The sequence below is a fragment of the Glutamicibacter sp. NPDC087831 genome, assembly GCF_044742845.1.
In the GTDB taxonomy this organism is placed as follows: domain Bacteria; phylum Actinomycetota; class Actinomycetes; order Actinomycetales; family Micrococcaceae; genus Glutamicibacter.
On record NZ_JBIUVH010000007.1, the window covers coordinates 1 to 18,399 of the forward strand.

The 18,399-nt window shown below is 66.1% G+C and carries 18 protein-coding genes and 1 pseudogene; 15 read left to right on the top strand and 4 right to left on the bottom strand.

Annotated features, from left to right (window positions below; translation table 11 throughout):
• The 6 genes and pseudogenes from ACIOJF_RS17030 to purU form a co-directional block, all read left to right on the top strand.
• Positions 1–240, top strand: a pseudogene (locus ACIOJF_RS17030) (serine hydroxymethyltransferase); the annotation flags it as partial.
• A gap of 2 nt (positions 241–242) precedes the next feature.
• Complete coding sequence (locus ACIOJF_RS17035; RefSeq protein ID WP_105658901.1) at positions 243–1,460, top strand: sarcosine oxidase subunit beta family protein; 1,218 nt, start codon at positions 243–245, stop codon at positions 1,458–1,460.
• A gap of 11 nt (positions 1,461–1,471) precedes the next feature.
• Positions 1,472–1,771, top strand: coding sequence for a sarcosine oxidase subunit delta (locus ACIOJF_RS17040; RefSeq protein WP_073707877.1), 300 nt, complete (start codon positions 1,472–1,474; stop codon positions 1,769–1,771).
• Positions 1,768–4,665 (top strand): sarcosine oxidase subunit alpha family protein, encoded by a 2,898-nt coding sequence (locus tag ACIOJF_RS17045; protein WP_402741958.1) that lies wholly within the window; start codon positions 1,768–1,770, stop codon positions 4,663–4,665. The genes ACIOJF_RS17040 and ACIOJF_RS17045 overlap by 4 nt, the downstream gene beginning before the upstream one ends.
• Positions 4,658–5,266, top strand: a complete 609-nt coding sequence (locus tag ACIOJF_RS17050) for a sarcosine oxidase subunit gamma (RefSeq protein ID WP_402741959.1) — start codon at positions 4,658–4,660, stop codon at positions 5,264–5,266. Before ACIOJF_RS17045 ends, ACIOJF_RS17050 begins: the two co-directional genes overlap by 8 nt.
• Positions 5,267–5,440: 174 nt before the next feature.
• Positions 5,441–6,301, top strand: coding sequence for a formyltetrahydrofolate deformylase (gene purU, locus ACIOJF_RS17055; RefSeq protein ID WP_402735178.1), 861 nt, complete (start codon positions 5,441–5,443; stop codon positions 6,299–6,301).
• Between the two features lie 16 nt (positions 6,302–6,317).
• On the opposite strand, the gene ACIOJF_RS17060 is transcribed toward purU, so the two are convergent.
• Together ACIOJF_RS17060 and ACIOJF_RS17065 are read right to left on the bottom strand one after the other, a co-directional pair.
• Positions 6,318–6,551, bottom strand: coding sequence for a hypothetical protein (locus ACIOJF_RS17060; RefSeq protein WP_332488047.1), 234 nt, complete (start codon positions 6,549–6,551; stop codon positions 6,318–6,320).
• Position 6,552: 1 nt separating this feature from the next.
• On the bottom strand, positions 6,553–7,743 hold the full coding sequence (locus ACIOJF_RS17065; protein ID WP_332488045.1) for a S8 family serine peptidase: 1,191 nt from the start codon (positions 7,741–7,743) through the stop codon (positions 6,553–6,555).
• 186 nt (positions 7,744–7,929) lie between these two features.
• Between ACIOJF_RS17065 and ACIOJF_RS17070 the strand changes: the two genes are divergently transcribed.
• Together ACIOJF_RS17070 and ACIOJF_RS17075 are read left to right on the top strand one after the other, a co-directional pair.
• Complete coding sequence (locus ACIOJF_RS17070) at positions 7,930–9,135, top strand: NAD(P)/FAD-dependent oxidoreductase (RefSeq protein ID WP_402735180.1); 1,206 nt, start codon at positions 7,930–7,932, stop codon at positions 9,133–9,135.
• 50 nt (positions 9,136–9,185) lie between these two features.
• A complete protein-coding gene (locus ACIOJF_RS17075) occupies positions 9,186–9,635 on the top strand; it encodes a universal stress protein (protein WP_402735181.1) in 450 nt (149 codons plus the stop codon).
• On the opposite strand, the gene ACIOJF_RS17080 is transcribed toward ACIOJF_RS17075, so the two are convergent.
• Complete coding sequence (locus tag ACIOJF_RS17080; protein WP_402735182.1) at positions 9,632–9,985, bottom strand: CHY zinc finger protein; 354 nt, start codon at positions 9,983–9,985, stop codon at positions 9,632–9,634. The genes ACIOJF_RS17075 and ACIOJF_RS17080 overlap by 4 nt on opposite strands.
• A 171-nt stretch (positions 9,986–10,156) precedes the next feature.
• On the opposite strand from ACIOJF_RS17080, the gene ACIOJF_RS17085 reads away from it, so the two are divergent.
• Both ACIOJF_RS17085 and ACIOJF_RS17090 read left to right on the top strand, forming a co-directional pair.
• Positions 10,157–11,536: an MFS transporter gene (locus tag ACIOJF_RS17085; protein WP_105662689.1), complete on the top strand. Its 1,380-nt coding sequence runs from the start codon at positions 10,157–10,159 to the stop codon at positions 11,534–11,536.
• Between the two features lie 321 nt (positions 11,537–11,857).
• A complete protein-coding gene (locus ACIOJF_RS17090) occupies positions 11,858–12,400 on the top strand; it encodes a hypothetical protein (protein WP_402741960.1) in 543 nt (180 codons plus the stop codon).
• Positions 12,401–12,407: 7 nt separating this feature from the next.
• Here ACIOJF_RS17090 and ACIOJF_RS17095 read toward each other — a convergent pair whose 3' ends face one another.
• On the bottom strand, positions 12,408–13,337 hold the full coding sequence (locus tag ACIOJF_RS17095; protein ID WP_105662687.1) for a LysR family transcriptional regulator: 930 nt from the start codon (positions 13,335–13,337) through the stop codon (positions 12,408–12,410).
• A gap of 141 nt (positions 13,338–13,478) precedes the next feature.
• Here ACIOJF_RS17095 and mmsB point away from each other — a divergent pair, with 141 nt between their 5' ends.
• The 5 genes from mmsB to ACIOJF_RS17120 all read left to right on the top strand — a co-directional run bounded on the left by mmsB (position 13,479) and on the right by ACIOJF_RS17120 (position 18,321).
• Complete coding sequence (gene mmsB / locus ACIOJF_RS17100) at positions 13,479–14,423, top strand: 3-hydroxyisobutyrate dehydrogenase (RefSeq protein WP_402741961.1); 945 nt, start codon at positions 13,479–13,481, stop codon at positions 14,421–14,423.
• 2 nt (positions 14,424–14,425) lie between these two features.
• Positions 14,426–15,523: an alcohol dehydrogenase catalytic domain-containing protein gene (locus tag ACIOJF_RS17105; protein WP_402741972.1), complete on the top strand. Its 1,098-nt coding sequence runs from the start codon at positions 14,426–14,428 to the stop codon at positions 15,521–15,523.
• Positions 15,524–15,554: 31 nt separating this feature from the next.
• Complete coding sequence (locus tag ACIOJF_RS17110) at positions 15,555–16,619, top strand: ROK family transcriptional regulator (protein WP_402741962.1); 1,065 nt, start codon at positions 15,555–15,557, stop codon at positions 16,617–16,619.
• A gap of 70 nt (positions 16,620–16,689) precedes the next feature.
• The gene (ppgK, locus tag ACIOJF_RS17115) at positions 16,690–17,499 is read left to right on the top strand and encodes a polyphosphate--glucose phosphotransferase (RefSeq protein ID WP_105658887.1); all 810 of its coding nucleotides are present in this window, start codon (positions 16,690–16,692) and stop codon (positions 17,497–17,499) included.
• A gap of 6 nt (positions 17,500–17,505) precedes the next feature.
• Entirely contained in the window at positions 17,506–18,321 is an 816-nt protein-coding gene (locus ACIOJF_RS17120; protein ID WP_105658886.1) for a Cof-type HAD-IIB family hydrolase, read from the top strand.
• The last annotated feature ends 78 nt before the right edge of the window (positions 18,322–18,399 follow it).

Below are 18,399 nucleotides of genomic sequence, written 5' to 3' on the forward strand. Positions count from 1 at the left end.
TCGGTGCCGTTTGATCCTCGTCCGCCGATGGTGACTTCGGGGTTGCGTATTGGTACTCCGGCGTTGGCTACCCGTGGTTTCTCGGAGGCTGCGTTTGCTGAGGTTGCGGAGATCATTGCGCAGGCGTTGATTGCTGGTGCTGAGGGTAATGCGGCGGTGTTGCCGGAGCTGAAGGATCGTGTTCTGCAGCTTGCCGCGGCCCACCCGCTGTACCCGAACCTGAAGAAGATTGGAGAATAGCCATGGCTGATCTGCTGCCTGAGCACCCGGAATTCCTCTGGAACAACCCGGAACCGAAGAAGTCCTACGACGTAGTCATCGTCGGCGGCGGCGGGCACGGCCTGGCCACCGCCTACTTCCTGGCCAAGAACCACGGCATCACCAATGTGGCCGTGCTGGAAAAGGGCTGGCTGGCCGGCGGGAACATGGCCCGCAACACCACCATCATCCGTTCCAACTACCTCTGGGACGAGTCGGCAGGCATCTACGAGAAGTCGCTGAAGCTGTGGGAACAGCTGCCCGAGGACCTGGAATACGACTTCCTGTTCTCCCAGCGCGGCGTGATGAACCTGGCCCACACCCTCGGGGATGTGCGCGAATCGGTGCGCCGCGTGGAAGCCAACAAGCTCAACGGCGTGGACGCCGAATGGCTGGACCCATCGCAGGTCAAGGAAGCCTGCCCGATCATCAACGTGAGCGACAACATCCGCTACCCGGTCATGGGAGCCACCTGGCAGCCGCGCGCCGGCATCGCCAAGCACGACCATGTGGCCTGGGCCTTCGCCCGCAAGGCCAACGAAATGGGCGTCGACATCATCCAGAACTGCGAAGTCACCGGCTTCATCAAGGATGGCGAGAAAGTCACCGGCGTGAAGACCACGCGCGGCACCATCAACGCCGGCAAGGTCGCACTGGCCGGGGCAGGGCACTCCTCGGTGCTGGCCGAAATGGCCGGCTTCGAACTGCCGATCCAGTCCCACCCGCTGCAGGCACTGGTCTCCGAGCTGTTCGAACCGGTGCACCCGACGGTGGTCATGTCCAACCACATCCACGTCTACGTCTCCCAGGCGCACAAGGGCGAACTGGTCATGGGCGCGGGCATCGACAGCTACAACGGCTACGGCCAGCGCGGCGCGTTCCACGTGATCGAGGAGCAGATGGCCGCGGCGGTGGAGCTGTTCCCGATCTTCGCCCGGGCGCACGTGCTGCGCACCTGGGGCGGCATCGTGGACACCACCATGGACGCCTCGCCGATCGTCTCCAAGACCCCGATCCAGAACCTGTACGTGAACTGCGGCTGGGGCACCGGCGGATTCAAGGGCACCCCGGGTGCCGGATTCACCCTGGCGCACACCATCGCCAATGACGAGCCGCACGAGCTGAACAAGCCGTTCAGCCTGGATCGCTTCGAAACCGGCCACCTGATCGACGAGCACGGCGCAGCAGCCGTCGCACACTAGGAGCAACCGCCATGATGCTGATTGATTGCCCGAACTGCGGGCCACGCAATGAGAACGAATTCAAGTACGGCGGAGAAGCCCACGTGGCCTATCCGGAGGATCCGAACGCGCTGAGCGACAAGGAATGGTCGCGCTACCTGTTCTACCGGCAGAACAAGAAGGGCATCTTCGCCGAACGCTGGGTCCACGCCGGCGGCTGCCGCAAGTGGTTCAACGCCCTGCGCGACACCGTCACCTATGAATTCAAAGCCGTCTACCGTGCCGGCGAAGCACGCCCAGAAATCCAGGCCACCGAAGGAGGCACCCGATGAGCCAGTCCCAGCGCCTTTCCGCCGCGCAGAGCGCCGGCGCCCGCATTAACCGCGAGGAAGCACTGGCCCTGAGAGTGAACGGGCAACAGCTTTCCGCCTACCGCGGCGACACCGTGGCCAGCGCAATGCTGGCCAACGGGCTGCGTTCATGCGGCAACTCGCTGTACCTTGCCCGCCCGCGCGGCATCTTCGCCGCCGGGGTCGAAGAGCCCAACGCGCTGGTGACCGTCGGCGCCCGGCACAGCCAGGACATCACCGAATCGATGCTGCCTGCCACCACCGTCCCGGTCACCGAATCGCTGAACGCCACCCTGCTTTCGGGCCTGGGCGTGCTGGACCCGGCCACCGACCCGGCCTACTACGACCACGTGCACGTGCACACCGACGTGCTGGTGGTCGGCGCCGGTCCGGCCGGCCTGGCCGCGGCCCGCGAAGCCTCGCGCTCCGGGGCCCGGGTGATGCTGCTCGACGAGCGCGCCGAGGCCGGGGGCACCTTGCTGGACACCGCCGGGGAGCAGATCGACGGCCTGGACAGCAGCCAGTGGATCGAGCAGGTCACCGGCGAACTGGCCGCGGCCGAGGAAACCACCCACCTGCAGCGCACCACCGTCTTCGGGTCCTACGACGCGAACTACCTGATCGCCGCGCAGCGCCGCACCGTGCACCTGGACGGACCGGCCGGGCCGGGCGTTTCCCGCGAACGCATCTGGCACATCCGCGCCCAGCAGGTCGTGCTGGCCACAGGCGCCCACGAGCGCCCGATCGTCTTCGAGAACAACGACCGCCCGGGCATCATGCTTGCCGGCGCGGTGCGCAGCTACCTGAACCGCTACGGCGTGCGCGCCGGGCAGCAGATCGTGGTGGCGACCACCAACGACTCGGTCTACCCGCTGGTCTCCGAGCTGGCAGCCACCGGCGGGGTGGTTGCAGTCATCGACGCACGCACCACCGTCTCCGCGGCCGCCGCGGAAGCAGTGGCCGCCGGGGTCACCGTGCTGACCGGCTCCGTCGTGGTGGACACCGAGGCCGACGCCTCCGGCGAGCTGTCGGCAGTGACCGTCGCCGAGCTGGACGAGCAGCGCAACCTGGGTGCCCCGCAGCGCTTCGAGGCCGACGTGCTGGCCGTGGGCGGCGGCTTCAACCCGGTGGTGCACCTGCACTCCCAGCGCCAGGGCAAGCTGGACTGGGACACCGCAATCCATGCGTTCGTCCCGGCCGCCGCGGTGGCCAACCAGCACCTGGCCGGCGCGGTCACCGGCCGCTTCGACACCGCCAGCGCGCTGAGCACCGGGGCCGCCACCGGCGCCGCGGCAGCCAGCGCAGCCGACTTCCAGCGCATCGCAGAAGTACCGCAGGCGGTAGCCGTTCCGGCCGGGGAAACCCGCCCGGTCTGGCTGGTGCCCTCGCTGAACGGCGATGACGCGGCGAACTACAAGACCCACTTCGTGGACCTGCAGCGCGACCAGTCCGTGGCCGACGTGCTGCGCGCCACCGGCGCCGGCATGCAGTCCGTGGAGCACATCAAGCGGTACACCTCGATCTCCACCGCCAACGACCAGGGCAAGACCTCGGGCGTCGCGGCGATCGGCGTGATCGCCGCGGTGCTGGGCATCGAGAACCCGGCACAGATCGGCACCACCACCTTCCGCGCACCGTACACCCCGGTGGCCTTCGCCGCCCTGGCCGGACGCACCCGCGGGCAGCTGCTGGATCCGGCACGCATCACCCCGATGCACTCCTGGCATGTGGAGCACGGTGCCGAATTCGAGGACGTCGGCCAGTGGAAGCGCGCCTGGTACTACCCGCAGCCGGGCGAAACCATGGACGAGGCCGTCTACCGCGAATCCGCCGCGGTCCGCGCCTCGGTGGGCATGCTCGATGCCACCACGCTAGGCAAGATCGAGATCCGCGGCAAGGACGCGGCCGAGTTCCTCAACCGCATGTACACCAACGGCTACACCAAGCTGAAGGTCGGCATGGGACGCTACGGCGTGATGTGCAAGGCCGACGGCATGGTCTTCGACGACGGCGTGACCCTGCGCCTGGCCGAGGACCGCTTCCTGATGCACACCACCACCGGCGGCGCCGCCGACGTGCTGGACTGGCTGGAGGAGTGGCTGCAGACCGAATGGCCTGAACTGGACGTCACCTGCACCTCGGTGACCGAGCAGCTGGCCACCGTCGCGGTGGTCGGGCCGAAGTCCCGCGAGGTCATCGCGAAGCTGGCCAGCTCGGTGGACGTGTCCAACGAGGGCTTCAAGTTCATGGCCTTCAAGGACGTGGTGCTGGACTCCGGGATCGAGGCGCGGATCAGCCGCATCTCCTTCTCCGGCGAACTGGCCTTCGAGATCGCCATCCCTGCTTGGCACGGGCTGCGCGTCTGGAAAGACGTGTACGCCGCCGGCGAGGAATTCAATATCACCCCGTACGGCACCGAAACCATGCACGTGCTGCGCGCCGAGAAGGGCTTCATCATCGTCGGGCAGGACACCGACGGCACGGTGACCCCGCAGGATGCCGGCATGGAATGGGTGGTCTCCAAGCTCAAGGACTTCGTCGGCAAGCGCTCCTACAGCCGCGCCGACAACGTGCGCGAGGACCGCAAGCACCTGGTTTCGGTGCTGCCGGTGGACAGCTCGCTGCGCCTGCCCGAAGGCGCCGCGCTGGTTGCCGCCGACGCGCTGGCCACCGATGGCATCACCCCGATGGAAGGCTGGGTCACCAGCTCGTACAACTCGCCGGCCCTGGGGCGCACCTTCGGCCTGGCGCTGATCAAGAATGGGCGCAACCGCATCGGCGAAGTGCTCAAGACCCCGGTCGGCGGCCAGCTGGTCGACGTCCAGGTCTCCGAACTCGTTCTCTTCGACCCGGAAGGAAGCCGCCGTGATGGCTAACGACACCCTGATTGACACCGACGTGCGCAGCTCGCCGGCGCAGCACCTGGCAGCCCAGATGCAGGCGGCCAGCGTCGCCGGCCGCGTGTCCCTGCGCGAAATCGCCTTCACCACCCAGATCTCGCTGCGCAGCGCACCGGGCGGGGCAGCCCACACGGCGCTGTCTGCGGCCACCGGCGTGGGCCTGCCCGCCACGGTGGGCGAGGTGGCCGGCGACGTGTCGGGCACCGCGGTGCTCTGGCTGGGCCCGGACGAGTTCCTGGCCACCAGCCCGGAGAACACCGAGCTGGCAGGTGCGCTCGCCGCGGCCCTGGGCGATGAGCCCGGGCAGGTGGTGGACCTCTCGGCCAACCGCTCGGTGCTGGAACTGGAAGGCCCGGATGCGCCGCTGGTGCTGCGCAAGAGCTGCCCGACGGACCTGCACCCGCGCGCTTTCGGCGTGAACCAGGCGATCACCACCTCGCTGGCGAACATCCCGGTCCTGCTGTGGCGCACCGGCGAAACCAGCTGGCGGATCATGCCGCGCGCCTCCTTCACCGAGCACACCGTGCACTGGCTGATCGACGCCATGGCGGAGTTCGCCGTACCACCGGTGGCCTAGCCGCACCGGCTGATCCGGCCCCGTCCCGACGCCGGGGCGGGGCCGGACTGGCCTGTATCAGCAAACACGCAAGCACAAGCATGCACAGCAACAATCCGGCCAGTTCGTGGCGTTCGGACACCGGCTCTGGCACAGTGCTGTTTAACCCGCTAGCCGAAAGGACCTGAAGCAATCATGAGCGAGCAAATCCGCCACGTGCTGACCCTGCAATGCCCCGAGGGAATGGGGATCGTCAACGCGGTCACCGGATTCCTGCTGAAGCACGAACGCACCATCGTCGAGCTCAAGCAATTCGACGACATGGCCGCCGGCCGGCTCTACCTGCGCGTGGACTTCGCCGGCGAGGGGCAGGCCGACCTGCTGGAGCAGATGCGTGCAGAATTCGCCGAGGTCGCCCAGCAGTTCGAAATGGACTGGCAGCTGCGCGAACGCGGCCAGAAGACCAAGGTGCTGATCATGGTCTCGAAGTTCGACCACTGCCTCAACGACCTGCTCTTCCGTGCCCGCACCGGCGAATTGCCGATCGAGATCGTCGCGGTGGTCTCCAACCACCCGGACAGCCGGTCGCTGGTCGAGTGGCACGGCATCCCGTACTACCATGTGCCGATCTCCAAGGAGACCAAGCCGCAGGCCGAGGCGGAGCTGCTCTCGCTGATCGCCAAGCACGAAGCGGAGCTGGTGGTCCTGGCCCGCTACATGCAGGTGCTCTCCGACGAGCTCTCGCGCGAGCTGACCGGCAAGACGATCAACATCCACCACTCGTTCCTGCCCTCTTTCAAGGGCGCCAAGCCATACCACCAGGCCTGGGAGCGCGGCGTGAAGACCGTGGGCGCCACCGCCCACTACGTGAACTCCGAGCTGGATGAGGGCCCGATCATCGCCCAGCAGGTCGTCGAGGTGGATCATACCTTTGGCCCGCAGGACCTGGTGGCCGCCGGCCGCGACACCGAGTGCAAGGCGCTGTCCAATGCGGTGCGCTGGCACTGCGAGGGCCGGGTCTTCCTCTACGGGAACCGCACGGTGATCCTGCGCTAGCTAGCTAGCTAGCTAGCTAGCGCTCCTCGCCGATTGCCCGGTAGTGCTGCTCGGCATCCACCGATTCGACCGCGTCGAGCTCCCGCAGCGCTGCGGCCACCTGCTCGCTGCCCTCGCCAATAATCTGGCCCAGGGCAGCGAGCACCTGCTTAACCTGCAGTCCGCGGGCTTGCAGCTCATCAACGATGGACTCGGGGGCCACCGTGGCCACCACGGTGATCACATAGATATGCACTGTGTCGCCGCACATCCTATTGGCCTTCCGTGCTGGCGGGGGCTTGGGCCAGCCCGGCACCGGCATCCTCGGCCGGCAACGGGATATCGCGGGAGGTGGACAGCAGCTTGTCCCACAGCTCCTGGGCCCGCAGCCCGGTGGATTCGGCCAGCAGCGCTGCCACGCCAGCCACATGCGGGGTGGCCATGGAGGTGCCGCTGATCGTGTTGTAGCGTTTTTCTCCCGGCCAGGCAGAATAGATGTCCACGCCGGGGCCGGCGATATCCACTGCGCCGCCCTGGGCATCCAGCGCCTGCGCCGAGAAATCGGCAATGGCCAGGGCCGAATCCACTGCAGCCACCGCCATGATGTAGGGGCTGTTGGCTGGCGCGCCGACGAATCCCGGATTCCCGGCGGAGCGCTGCGCGTTGTTGCCGGCGGCGGCCACGATCAGCGAGCCCAGCTCCAGGGCGCGCCGTCCCGCGGTGACATAGGGCGGGTGCACGGTTTTCACGTCGGCGCCCAGTGACATCGAGATGACCTCGCACTTGTTTTCCAGCGCCCAGTTGATTCCGGCCAGGATCGTGGAGTCGGAACCCGATCCGTTGCTGCCCAGCACCTTTCCGGCAAAGATATTGGCCTCGGAGGCGACCCCGTAGCCCGGTCCCTGCTGCGGGTCGCGCGGACCGCAGGCCGTGCCGATGCAGTGGGTGCCATGCCCATGGCCGTCGCTGGCGTCCTCGCCATCGACAAAGGACTTGGCATCCACGGTGCGGCCGGCGAAATCCGGGTGCGCGCTGTCGAAGCCGGTATCCAGCACAGCCACGTTGATTCCCTTGCCCGTGTAGCTGGACAGCGATGCGCCCACCGCCTGCAGGCCCCAGGTGAATTCCACGGTGTCCGCGAACGAGGACTGGCCCGGGACCTTGGCGGCATCGGGCAGGATCCGGTAAACCAGTTCCGGCACCACGGAGGCCGGCAGCCGATGCCCGGCGCAGCGCTGGCGGAAGTCCTCCAGCTGCTCGGTGCCGCTGGAGACCACCGCGATGCCCAGCATCGGGAAGTATTCGCTGGTGGAGTAGCCCTGCTCGGCCAGCAGCTGGGGCAGTTCGGTGTCGCGTTGGACTTGGGCCAGGCCAGGGGCGCCGGCAGCTGGCTGGTCGAAGACGAGCACGTAGCGGCCCGGGACTTCAGCGGCTTCGGTGCTTTGATGGCGGGACGTGTGCATGGCTGGCTCCTAAGCTGGTTTTCCGAGGTACTTGGCACCTTACCGGCAGCCAGCGGCAGTTGCGCCCCAATGGCCCGGAATTATCAGGATCCCCCTAGTAATGCCCGGTTCTTCCGCCGGCTCTTGCCAGCGCGATGCTCGCGTGCCACGATCGAGGTATACCGCCCTCGAGGAGTTGGAGACAGCATGGAATCGATCGTCATTGCCGGTGGCGGCCTGGCCGCCGCTACTGTTGCCAGCGAATTGCGAGAGCGCGGCTATGCGGGAGCGCTGACGCTGATCAGCGAGGAAGCCGAGCTTCCCTATGAGCGTCCGCCGCTGTCCAAGGGGTTCTTGCAAGGCAAGGACGATCCTGCCTCCTTCACGGTCCACGACGGCCCCTGGTATGAACGCCACGATGTCGCCCTGCGCCTGGGGGTCGCAGCGATCAGCATCGAAACTGCCAGCCAGCAGGTGCTGCTGGCCGATGGCAGCGCGGTGGACTACGACCAGCTGGTCCTGGCTACCGGGTCGCGGGCCAGCGTGGGCGGGCAGAATCCGATGCCCGGCTACGACCTGCCCGGAGTGCACGTGCTGCGCACCGTGGCCGATGCGAAGTCGCTGCGTGCAAAACTGACCGAGGGGGCGCAGGTGGCGGTCATCGGCTCGGGCTGGATTGGCATGGAAGTGGCGGCCACCGCCCGCCAACGCGGTGCGCGCGTCACCGTCTATTCCCCGTCCGAGATGCCGTTGGCCAAGGTTTTCGGCGAACGCTTCGGGCACTACCTGCTGGAACTGCACCAACGCCATGGCGTGGATGTGCGCACCGCACGAGCCCAGGGCATCGAGCAGGTGGACGGGCATCTGCAGGTGCTCTCCGACGCCGGCTCGTCGCGTGCCGACGTGGTGCTGCTGGCCATTGGCGCCCGCCCCAACTTGCAGCTGGCGCAGACCGCCGGGCTGGAAGTGGATTCGGGAGTGGTCGTGGATGCTTCGCTGCGCAGCAGCAATTCCAAGATCCTGGCCGTCGGGGATATCGCCCAGGCCTTCAATACCAGGCTGCAGCGGCAGCTGCGCGTTGAGCACTGGGACAATGCCATCCGCCAAGCCAAGCTCGCCGCGGCCACGCTGATGGGCGTGGAAGAATCCTACGACTGGCTCCCGTATTTCTTCACCGACCAATTCGATCTGGGGATGGAATACGTCGGGCATAATTCTCCCGATGACGCCTCGGTGGTCCGCGGAAGCATCGAGAGTGGAGAGTTCTTGCTGTTCTGGCAGGACGGCCAGAGGATCACGGCGGCAGCCAACGTGAATATCTGGGATGTCAATGACACCCTGCGCGGGCTGGTTGGTCGGGAAATTGCCGCTGATCGGCTGACGGACCAGGCCATGGAGCTCAAGGATTTGTGAACTGCAGTTTCTTCGACCGGAACTGCCAATAAGGGAAGCGGGTAGAGCTGATGAGCACTATGGTCATGGGCGTGGAATCGGGCATGTCCCCGGCGGTCTTGGCAGCGGCCGGTTCGCTGGCACGCGGGCTGAATGCACGATTGGTGTGCATCCACGTTGATTCCGGGCGCCTGATTACCGACAAGCTGTCCGAGGGCGACCTGCTGGCTTCGGCCAGCCCGGTCTCCGAGGAACTCGCCTGGGAAATCACCTCGGTAATTACCGGTGTCGAGCTCGAGAGCTATACCGTGGCCGGCGACCCTGCCAAGGTGCTGGCCGCGGTAGCCGAGCAGCTCGATGCGCAGATGATCGTCGTCGGCACCCGCCGTCCGGGGATCCGCAGCAAGATGGCCCAGCTGATGGACGGGTCGATCGCCGTGGCGCTGGCCCACAAGCAGCATCGTCCGGTGCTGGTGATCCCGCAGCAGCCTGCACAAGAGAACGAACTGCCCTGGGACTAGCTGGCTGGCTTCATCTCGAAGTACAAGTCCAGATGCACTTTGCAGCCGGGATTGAACAGGGCCTGGCAGTTCGGGCAGGAACTGGCATCGAGGTACTTCGCCGGGCTCAGCTGCGTGCTGCAGACCCCGCAAAGCACGGCGGGTTCATCGAACCGGTCCGCCGGCCACGGCGTTGCCTCGTGATCGGCCAGTTCGCCATGGCAGAGGTGGCAGGGGTAGAAGGTGGCGCAGCAGTCGTGCTTCAGCGCGATCACATCGAACAAGGAGTGGTAGTGGGCGCAACGGGTTTGCGCATCCATGCGCACGCCTCGCAACGCCACCTGGTGAGCGGGGTTTTCCCAAGCCGTCATCCTCGACCTTTCAAGCAGCCGCCGCTGCGTGTGCAGAAATGCACGCTGAATGTGCAGAATCCGCCTCCCACTATGCCTCGTTTCGCCTATCTTTCGCGATGTGATCTAGGCCATACTCGCTGATGAGGCCGGTCCCAAAGGGGGAACTGGCGTGGGCGGAAGGAACGCACAGTGGCAAGCGAAACGTCATCGAAGGCCGAGCGCAAGGGATTGCGCCGGGTCGTAGCAGCCTCCATGGCTGGCACCGTCGTCGAATGGTATGAATTCTTCCTCTACGCGACCGCGGCAACCCTGGTCTTCAACAAGATCTTCTTCCCGGATACCGGCAACGATCTGGATAACATCATCAAGGCCTTCCTGACCTACGCGGTCGGTTTCATTGCCCGCCCCATCGGCGGCATCGTCTTCGGCCACTTCGGCGACAAGTACGGACGCAAGCACCTGCTGCAGGTGGCGATCGTGCTGGTCGGCGCAACCACCTTCCTGATGGGCTGCCTGCCCACCTTCGACTCTATCGGCTATGCCGCACCGATCCTGCTGATCGTGCTGCGCTTCGCCCAGGGCTTCGCCGTGGGCGGGGAATGGGGAGGCGCGGTGCTGCTGGTGGCCGAGCACGCGCCGAACAAGGAACGCGGCTTCTGGTCCTCCTGGCCGCAGGCCGCAGTGCCGGTGGGCAACCTGCTGGCCACCGTGGTGCTGCTGGTGCTCTCGGCAACGCTGAGCGAAGCGGCCTTCCTGGCGTGGGGCTGGCGCATCGGCTTCTGGCTCTCGGTGGTGATCGTGGTCGTCGGCTACTACATCCGCACCCGCGTTTCCGATGCCCCGATCTTCAAGGAGGCCAAGGCTGAGCTGGAGCAGAACGCGGCTGCCGGCTACGGCGTGGGCGAAGTCTTCAAGCGCTACCCGCGCGGGGTGTTCACCGCCATGGGCCTGCGCTTCGGCGAGAACATCATGTACTACATGGTGGTGACCTTCTCCATCACCTACATGGCCACCCAGCTGGACATGGACACCTCCACGATCCTTGGCCTGATGCTCATTGCCCACGTGATCCACGCGATCCTGGTGCCGATCGTCGGCCGTTTCACCGACACCCTCGGCCGCCGCCCGGTCTACGCCACCGGCGTGGTGCTCATGGCCGTCTGGGGCGTGGCGGCCTTCCCGCTGTTCAATACCGCCAACGATGCGGTCATCCTGGCCACCATCGTGCTGGGCTTGGGTGTGCACGCGCTGATGTACGCCGGGCAGCCGGCCATCATGGCCGAGATGTTCCCGACCCGCATGCGCTACTCGGGCGTCTCGCTGGGCTACCAGGTCACCTCGATCGTGGCCGGGTCCATGGCCCCGATCATCGCCACCTTCCTGCTCAAGGTCTACGGATCCTGGGTTCCGGTGGCCGGGTACATCGTGTTCGCCGCCCTGGTCACCCTGGTGGCGGTGTTCTTCATGAAGGAAACCAAGGGGCTGGACCTCGGTGAGATCGACGAGGCGGACCGGCTGGCAGTGAACGGCGAAAAGGCCGCCCGCGACGAACTGAAGATTCAGAAGTAAGCCGCAAGATCCAGCACGACGCCGAAGACCAGCTCCACGGAAGGGGCTGGTCTTGGGCGTGTTCAGCGACCTGCGGGCGGGCCATCGGCTTGCGCCGTCGTTGCCGATCTGCGAGTCTGGCAGCCAAGAAGGATGGGGTTTCGGTGGACATCACTGCCCCCAGCATGATGCGATTGCGAGGTGCACGGGCAGATGGGAATTGAGTACCTGTTGGCGTTCCTGTTCGGTGTTGGCTTCATTGCCGCTTGCGCTTCATACGGGCGGCGCCGGAGCAGCCGGAAGAATGATGAAAAGTAGCCACAGTTGCCGCCGGGGCTCTGGATGAAGCGGTGCAGGCTGCATATCTTCGGTGCCAGCGGCAGTGGCACCACGACCCTCGCGCGCGCCGTGGCCGATGCCTGGTCCGTGCCGCATGCCGATAGCGACGACTACTTCTGGGTTCCGACCGATCCGCCATACCGCGAGCAGCGTGCGCCGGCTGCCCGAACCATGCTCATGAACCAGGTCTTCGTTCCGCGCAAAGCCTGGGTACTGTCCGGATCAGTGCAGGGATGGGGAGAAGAAGTCCTGTCGCAGTGCGATGCCTTCGTTTTCCTGGCGCTGGATCCCCAAGTGCGCCTGCGCCGTCTTGCAGAACGCGAGAAGCAGCGCCTGAGCGGGCAATCCCTGGAACTCGGAGCCCTGGAACAATTCATGGCGTGGGCAGCTGGCTACGATGACCCGGACTTCAGCGGACGCAGCCGCGCCCGCCATGAGGCCTGGCTGGATGACGAAGCCCGTCCGGTGCTCCGGCTGGACAGCGCCCGATCAGTGGCGCAGCTGCTGCAGGCCATCGTGGACTGGGAACCGGACGGGCCACGGTGAAGGGCGCCTAGCCGGAGGACAAGTTGTACGCCGGGAATGGCGGGATGAACCAGTCTCCGGCGGTGGTTGCATCGTTGAGCGCGCGCACCGTCTCCTGGACCGCGCGGCTGCGCAAGGCTTCTTCGCGTCCCACCAGCCAGTACTCGGACTGGTAGGTGAACTGGTCATGGAGCACGGGAACCATATTCGGGTAGTGCTCCGAGAGGAAGGTGGGGAGCAAGCCGATGCCTGCATGGTTCATGGTGGCCGCATATTGCACCGCGATGCTGGTGGAGGAAATCGCGCGGTGCATCGGCGGCAAGGCGGCGGTGGCCTCGTCGAGCTTGTCCACCGTCAGCGCGGTGTCGATGTAGTAGTTCAGGCTATGCCCGGCCAGATCGGCAACCTGTGCCGGGGTGCCGTGGGCTTCCAGGTACTCGGCCGTGGCGTAGAGCCGCAGCTCGTAATCCAGGAGTTTCGTGGAGGCCGCCTTGCGGACGCTGGGTTCGCCAATGACAATCTCCAAATCCATGCCGGTCCGCGTCTGCCGTGCACGGGTGGTTTCCGAAACGATCTCGAAGACCAGTTGCGGATGCTTTAGCTGGAGCTTTGCCAGGGCCGGAGCCGCCAGGTGGGCGCTGAAGGCGTCGGGAGCGGCGACGCGCACATGGCCGGCCAATGCACCGGTCTCCTTCTGGGAGCCGATGGCTTCCACGGCCTGCTCGATGGCTTCCGCGCTGGACATGGCCCGGCGCCCCAGGTCCGTCAGTTCCCAGCCGTTGGGAGAGCGCGTGAGCAGGTGGCCGCCCATGGCTTTTTGCAGTGCGTCGATGCGACGGGAAATCGTCGAGTGGTTCACCCCGAGAACATTCGCGGCGGCGGTGTAGCGGCCCAGGCGCGCAACGGTCAGCAGGGCAATGAGGGATTCGAGATGGCGGTAATCGATCTGACGGTCCATGGTCCACAGTCTGCCATGCCTCGTGTGCGCTAGCGCACACTAGGCCTGCGCAATTGGCGTGCCCAAGTGCATTGAGTCTGGCACGCCGCGCACCCTACGCTGGCCTGACAAGGACAATACTCAAGGACGAGGGGTGTGCAGATGAGCACGTACGCATGGATTGGCCTGGGCAACATGGGCGGACCGATGACCGCGAATCTGGTGGCCGCAGGGCACACCGTGCGCGGCTACGACCTGGACGAGCAGGCCTGCGCCGCCGCGGCCGACGGCGGAGTCCAGATAGCCGGATCGATCGCCGAAGCCATGGACCAGGCCGACGCCGTGTTCACCATGCTGCCCAAGGGAGCGCACGTGCGCGCGGTCTATGAGGGTGACGCCGGCATTTGGGCCAACGCCAGCAAGGACATGCTGCTGCTGGATTCCTCCACGGTGGACATCGAGACTTCCCGCTACATCCACGCGGGCTCCGCGCAGCGCGGCCTGCACTTCGTCGATGCCCCAGTCTCCGGCGGCATCTCCGGAGCCGCGGCCGGAACCCTGGCCTTCATGCTCGGCGGGGCACCAGAACTGATGGAGCAGGCCACCGGATTCATCGCCCCGATGAGCGGGAAGACCATCGTCGCCGGGGGCCCCTCCATGGGCATTGCCGCCAAGATCTGCAACAACATGATGCTGTTCATCGACCTGATGGCCAGCGCCGAAGGCTCCCAGTTAGCCGAAGCCCTGGGCCTGGACCCGGAAGTCTTCTGGCAGATCGCCTCGGTCTCCTCGGGACGCTCCTGGGCGCAGCAGACCTGGTACCCGGTGCCGGGCATCATCGATACCGCCGCGGCGAACAACAACTTCGAGGCCACCTTCCGCACCGACTTGGCCCGCAAGGACATCGGGTTGGCCCTGGACGCGGGCGCAAGCACCGGGGTTCAGCTGCCGGCAGCCAGCTTGGCCCGCGAGCACTTCGACGAACTGATCGAGCAGGGACTGGGGGACAAGGACTGCTCGCTGATCGTGAAGAACCTGCTGCCAGAAGGTGCCGTGCGCGGGTGGAACCCGGAGTCGGCCGAAGCCAACCAGCCAACCGCGGGCTGAGCATGCGCCAGATCCATGCCGCGGTGCTTGAGCGCCGGGAGAACCAGCGGCCCTATGCCAAGCACCGGCCGCTGGCGATGCGCCAGCTGCAGCTCGAAGAACCCGGGCCCGGCGAAGTGCTAGTGCGCATCACCGCGGCCGGACTGTGCCATTCGGACTTGTCGGTGATCGACGGGAACCGGCCGCGTCCGCTGCCGATGGTGCTGGGCCACGAGTCAGCAGGCATCGTCGAGCAGGTGGGTGATGGGGTGGATCTGGACATCGGCCAGCAGGTGATCTCGGTCTTCCTGCCCCGCTGCGAGCAATGCGAAGCGTGCGCCAAGAGCGGCAAGCTGCCGTGCAGCGCCGGCACCGCGTCCAACGGAGCAGGGACCCTGCTGACCGGCGCTCGCCGGTTGGCCCTCGATGGCCAGCCGGTCCATCACCACCTCGGCGTCTCGGCCTTTGCCGACTATGCGGTGATGGATGCGCGCAGCCTCATCCCGGTGGGCGCGGACGTTCCTGCTGAAGTGGCCGCGGTGCTGGGCTGCGCGGTGCTCACCGGCGGCGGTGCACTGCGCAACGCCGCCGGGGCAACCGGCGCCCAGGATGTTGCCATCGTCGGCCTGGGCGGGGTAGGCATGGCCGCCTTGCTGGTGGCCGCGGGGCAAAGGAGCACCGGCAGTATCCTGGCCGTTGACGCCAATGAGGACAAGCTGGCCACCGCGCTGGCCTTGGGCGCCGATGAAGCCTGCACGCCGCAGGCCCTGGGGCAGCGCACCGCCGAAATCGTGATCGAGGCCGCGGGGCATCCGCGTGCCTTCGAAACCGCCTTGCAGGCCACCGGCGTGGGCGGAACCCTGGTGACCGTGGGGCTTCCGGCTCCGGGCGCGATGAGCAGCATCGAGCCCCTGGGCCTGACCGCAGGAGCACGCACGATCATCGGCAGCTACATGGGTTCTGCCCTGCCGAAGAAGGATATTCCCTACTACGAGCAGCTCTGGCGCTCCGGCAAGCTCCCTGTGGAGAAACTCGTGGAAACCAGGCCGCTGGCCCAGGTCAACGACGCCCTGGATGCACTAGCCGAGGGACGGTCGGTGCGCCAAGTTCTGCTGCCCTGAAATCAGGGCAGAAGGCCAGTAGGATTGGTGGGTGACTGATTCCACTGCTGGGCCCCGTGCCCTGGCGACGCTGACTGACATCCGGGTATTCGATTACCTTTGCCAAGCCCCGGCGACCCGTACCCAGATCGCTGCGGATCTGGGGATCTCCAAGCCCACCGCATCGCAGGCGATCTCGCGCCTGCAGGAGAACGGGCTGGCCTCGGCCATCGAGCGGGACAACGAGCCCAAGCGCGGCCGCGTTCCCGAGCACTATGCGCTGGACAGCGGCTTCGGCCACCTGCTGGCACTGTGCCTGCAGGCAGAATTCCTGCAGGTCCGCGCCACCGACCTGGCCGGAAAGACGCTGGTGGACCGCTTCTACCCGCTGACGGCGCAAACCACCGCCGCGCAGGTAGAGCAAATGGGAGCCCGCGAGATCTCCCGCGTGGCCGCTGAGCTCGGCTCCCCATTGCTGGCCGGGGCCGTGAGCCAGTCAGCCCCGGTGCAGCGCGATGGCGGGCTGCGAGTCCTGGCCACCCCGATTTTCCCTTCCTCCGGGGCCAACCTTGCCGGCCAGTTCGCCGGCGGGGTTCCGGTGCTGCTGGATAACGACGTGAATTGGATGGCCCTGGCCGAAGCCGGGGAGCTGGCCGGTTCGTTGATGATGATCTACATCGGTTCCGGCCTGGGTGCAGGCCTGGTCATCGACGGTGCGCTGCACCGCGGCAAGCACGGCACCGCCGGCGAGCTGGAGACCCAGCTGGTGGGCACCGCGAACCTGCGCGATGCGCTCGGCGAGGCCGGGATGTTCCAGACCCGCGTGCTCTGGGAAAAACTGGCCGATGAACGGAACTGGCCAGCCTTCCTGTCCCCGTTCGGCCGTGTCCTGGCCAACCTGATCGGCTTCGTCGATCCGCAGCGAGTGGTGGCCATCGGCCCGGGGCTCACGCCTCAATTGTGCGCGGCTCTGGAAACCGAACTGAACAGCTTGCTGCCCAAACCGGTTCATGTTCAGCTTTCCACCTTGGGAACCGAGGCCGCGGCACGCGGCGCTTTGGCCGGCGCCCGGGAGCTGGCCTTGGCCAACTTATGGGAAAACTACCGGGTACGTTGACCAAAGTGATCCAAGCTATATATTGTAAAGAGTCCTTAAAATTTTATTTGCTTCACCGGGGAGACCACTGATGGCACCATCTGACGCATCGGCATCCACGTCGCAGTTCGCTGCCATCGGGCTTGATCTGGGCGGCTCGTCGATCAAGTACGGATTGGTTGGAACCGACGGCAAGCTTGTTGAGAGCACCTTCAGCAAGGCAGCTACCCCTGAGGGCGCGCATCCGGATGCTGTCGCCCAGGTGATGGCGGGCATCGTTGCCGACCTGCAGGAGCTCACCGGCGACGAGCTGGCAGGAATCCCCGCTGGCGTCACCGTGCCTGGCATCGTCATCGACGGCGTCGTGCACTCGGCGGCCAATATCGACAAGGCCTGGATCGGCTTGGACGTCACCGCCACCTTCAGTGCGATCCTGGGCCGCGACGTCTTTGTGCTCAACGACGCGGATGCCGCCGGCGTGGCCGAGGTCTACGCGGGTGCCGGAGCCGAACATGGCAAGCCGGTCAAGGGCAGCACCTTGCTGCTGACCCTGGGCACGGGCATCGGCTCGGCCTTCTTCCGCGACGGCGTGCTCTTCCCGAATGTCGAATTCGGCCACCTCGAAATCGACGGATTCAATGCCGAGAGCAAGGCCGCCGCGCGAGTCATGCACGAGGAAAACCTCAGCTGGGAGCAGTACATCGCCCGCCTGCAACGCTACCTGTCCCACGTGGAATTCCTGTGCAGCCCGGATTTGATCATCATCGGCGGAGCGATCTCGGAAGACCACGAAAAGTTCCTGCCGCAGCTGGAACTGCGAGCCAGGATCGTGCCTGCCCAATTCAACAACGCCGCCGGGGTACTGGGCGCTGCGCATCGCGCGCTGAAACCCGGCAACTAGGAACCTATGCATACGATTGACCCGAAGGCCCAGATCAAGCTCGTCGCCGTTGACATGGACGGCACTTTCCTGGACGGCGAAGGCAAGATCCCCGAGGCATCGTGGGCTGTGATCGACAAGCTCCAGGCCCGCGGCATCAAGTTCGTGCCAGCTTCCGGGCGCCAGTTCGCGACCCTGCGCGAGCAGTTCGCCCCCTTGGGGGAGATCGCGATCATTGCCGAGAACGGAACCGTCGTGATGCACGGCGAGAACGAGATCTACTCCAACATCATCGACCCGCCATCGGTAGCCGCCGTGATCCAGGCCGTGCGCGGGCAAGCCGCGCTGGACGCCGGATTGGTGCTGTGCGGACGCCGCACCGCCTATGTGGAGCGCGCCGATGAACGGTTTGCCAACGCCGTGGCCCCGTACTACCGCGCCGTGCAGGTGGTTGACGACCTGGCCCAGGTCGAGGACGAGATCATCAAGATGGCCGTCAACGTCGGCACCGGCGCCGTGCAGGAAATGGCGGCAGCGCTGCAGGTGCCGCTGCAGGTGGTGATCTCCGGCAGCCACTGGGTGGATGCCATGAACCACGGCGTGCACAAGGGACTGGCCCTGGCAGCCTTGCAGGACAAGCTGGGAATCAGCGCGGATGAAACGGCAGTTTTCGGCGACTACCCCAATGACCTGGAAATGATCAAGGCCGCCACCTACTCCTTCGCCATGGCCAATGCGCATCCGGTGGTGGCAGAAGCCGCGAACTTCACCGCGCCTTCCAACCTCGAGCACGGTGTGCTGCAGGTGCTCGGCGCCTACCTCGATGGGCGTACCCGGCTCTGAAGCCACGGGCAAGATACCTCTTGGGGCCGATGCCGGCGGCGGCCGATTCCCGCTAGGCTCGGGGCATCGAGTGAACCT

What these genes read in the sequence shown, in the direction of transcription:
- ACIOJF_RS17035 (WP_105658901.1), top strand. Translation starts at nt 243, where the DNA reads ATGGCTGATCTGCTGCCTGAGCACCCGGAATTCCTCTGGAACAACCCG.
- ACIOJF_RS17040 (WP_073707877.1), top strand. Translation starts at nt 1,472, where the DNA reads ATGATGCTGATTGATTGCCCGAACTGCGGGCCACGCAATGAGAACGAA.
- ACIOJF_RS17045 (WP_402741958.1), top strand. Translation starts at nt 1,768, where the DNA reads ATGAGCCAGTCCCAGCGCCTTTCCGCCGCGCAGAGCGCCGGCGCCCGC.
- ACIOJF_RS17050 (WP_402741959.1), top strand. Translation starts at nt 4,658, where the DNA reads ATGGCTAACGACACCCTGATTGACACCGACGTGCGCAGCTCGCCGGCG.
- purU (WP_402735178.1), top strand. Translation starts at nt 5,441, where the DNA reads ATGAGCGAGCAAATCCGCCACGTGCTGACCCTGCAATGCCCCGAGGGA.
- ACIOJF_RS17060 (WP_332488047.1), bottom strand. Translation starts at nt 6,551, where the DNA reads ATGTGCGGCGACACAGTGCATATCTATGTGATCACCGTGGTGGCCACG.
- ACIOJF_RS17065 (WP_332488045.1), bottom strand. Translation starts at nt 7,743, where the DNA reads ATGCACACGTCCCGCCATCAAAGCACCGAAGCCGCTGAAGTCCCGGGC.
- ACIOJF_RS17070 (WP_402735180.1), top strand. Translation starts at nt 7,930, where the DNA reads ATGGAATCGATCGTCATTGCCGGTGGCGGCCTGGCCGCCGCTACTGTT.
- ACIOJF_RS17075 (WP_402735181.1), top strand. Translation starts at nt 9,186, where the DNA reads ATGAGCACTATGGTCATGGGCGTGGAATCGGGCATGTCCCCGGCGGTC.
- ACIOJF_RS17080 (WP_402735182.1), bottom strand. Translation starts at nt 9,985, where the DNA reads ATGACGGCTTGGGAAAACCCCGCTCACCAGGTGGCGTTGCGAGGCGTG.
- ACIOJF_RS17090 (WP_402741960.1), top strand. Translation starts at nt 11,858, where the DNA reads ATGAAGCGGTGCAGGCTGCATATCTTCGGTGCCAGCGGCAGTGGCACC.
- ACIOJF_RS17095 (WP_105662687.1), bottom strand. Translation starts at nt 13,337, where the DNA reads ATGGACCGTCAGATCGATTACCGCCATCTCGAATCCCTCATTGCCCTG.
- mmsB (WP_402741961.1), top strand. Translation starts at nt 13,479, where the DNA reads ATGAGCACGTACGCATGGATTGGCCTGGGCAACATGGGCGGACCGATG.
- ACIOJF_RS17105 (WP_402741972.1), top strand. Translation starts at nt 14,426, where the DNA reads ATGCGCCAGATCCATGCCGCGGTGCTTGAGCGCCGGGAGAACCAGCGG.
- ppgK (WP_105658887.1), top strand. Translation starts at nt 16,690, where the DNA reads ATGGCACCATCTGACGCATCGGCATCCACGTCGCAGTTCGCTGCCATC.
- ACIOJF_RS17120 (WP_105658886.1), top strand. Translation starts at nt 17,506, where the DNA reads ATGCATACGATTGACCCGAAGGCCCAGATCAAGCTCGTCGCCGTTGAC.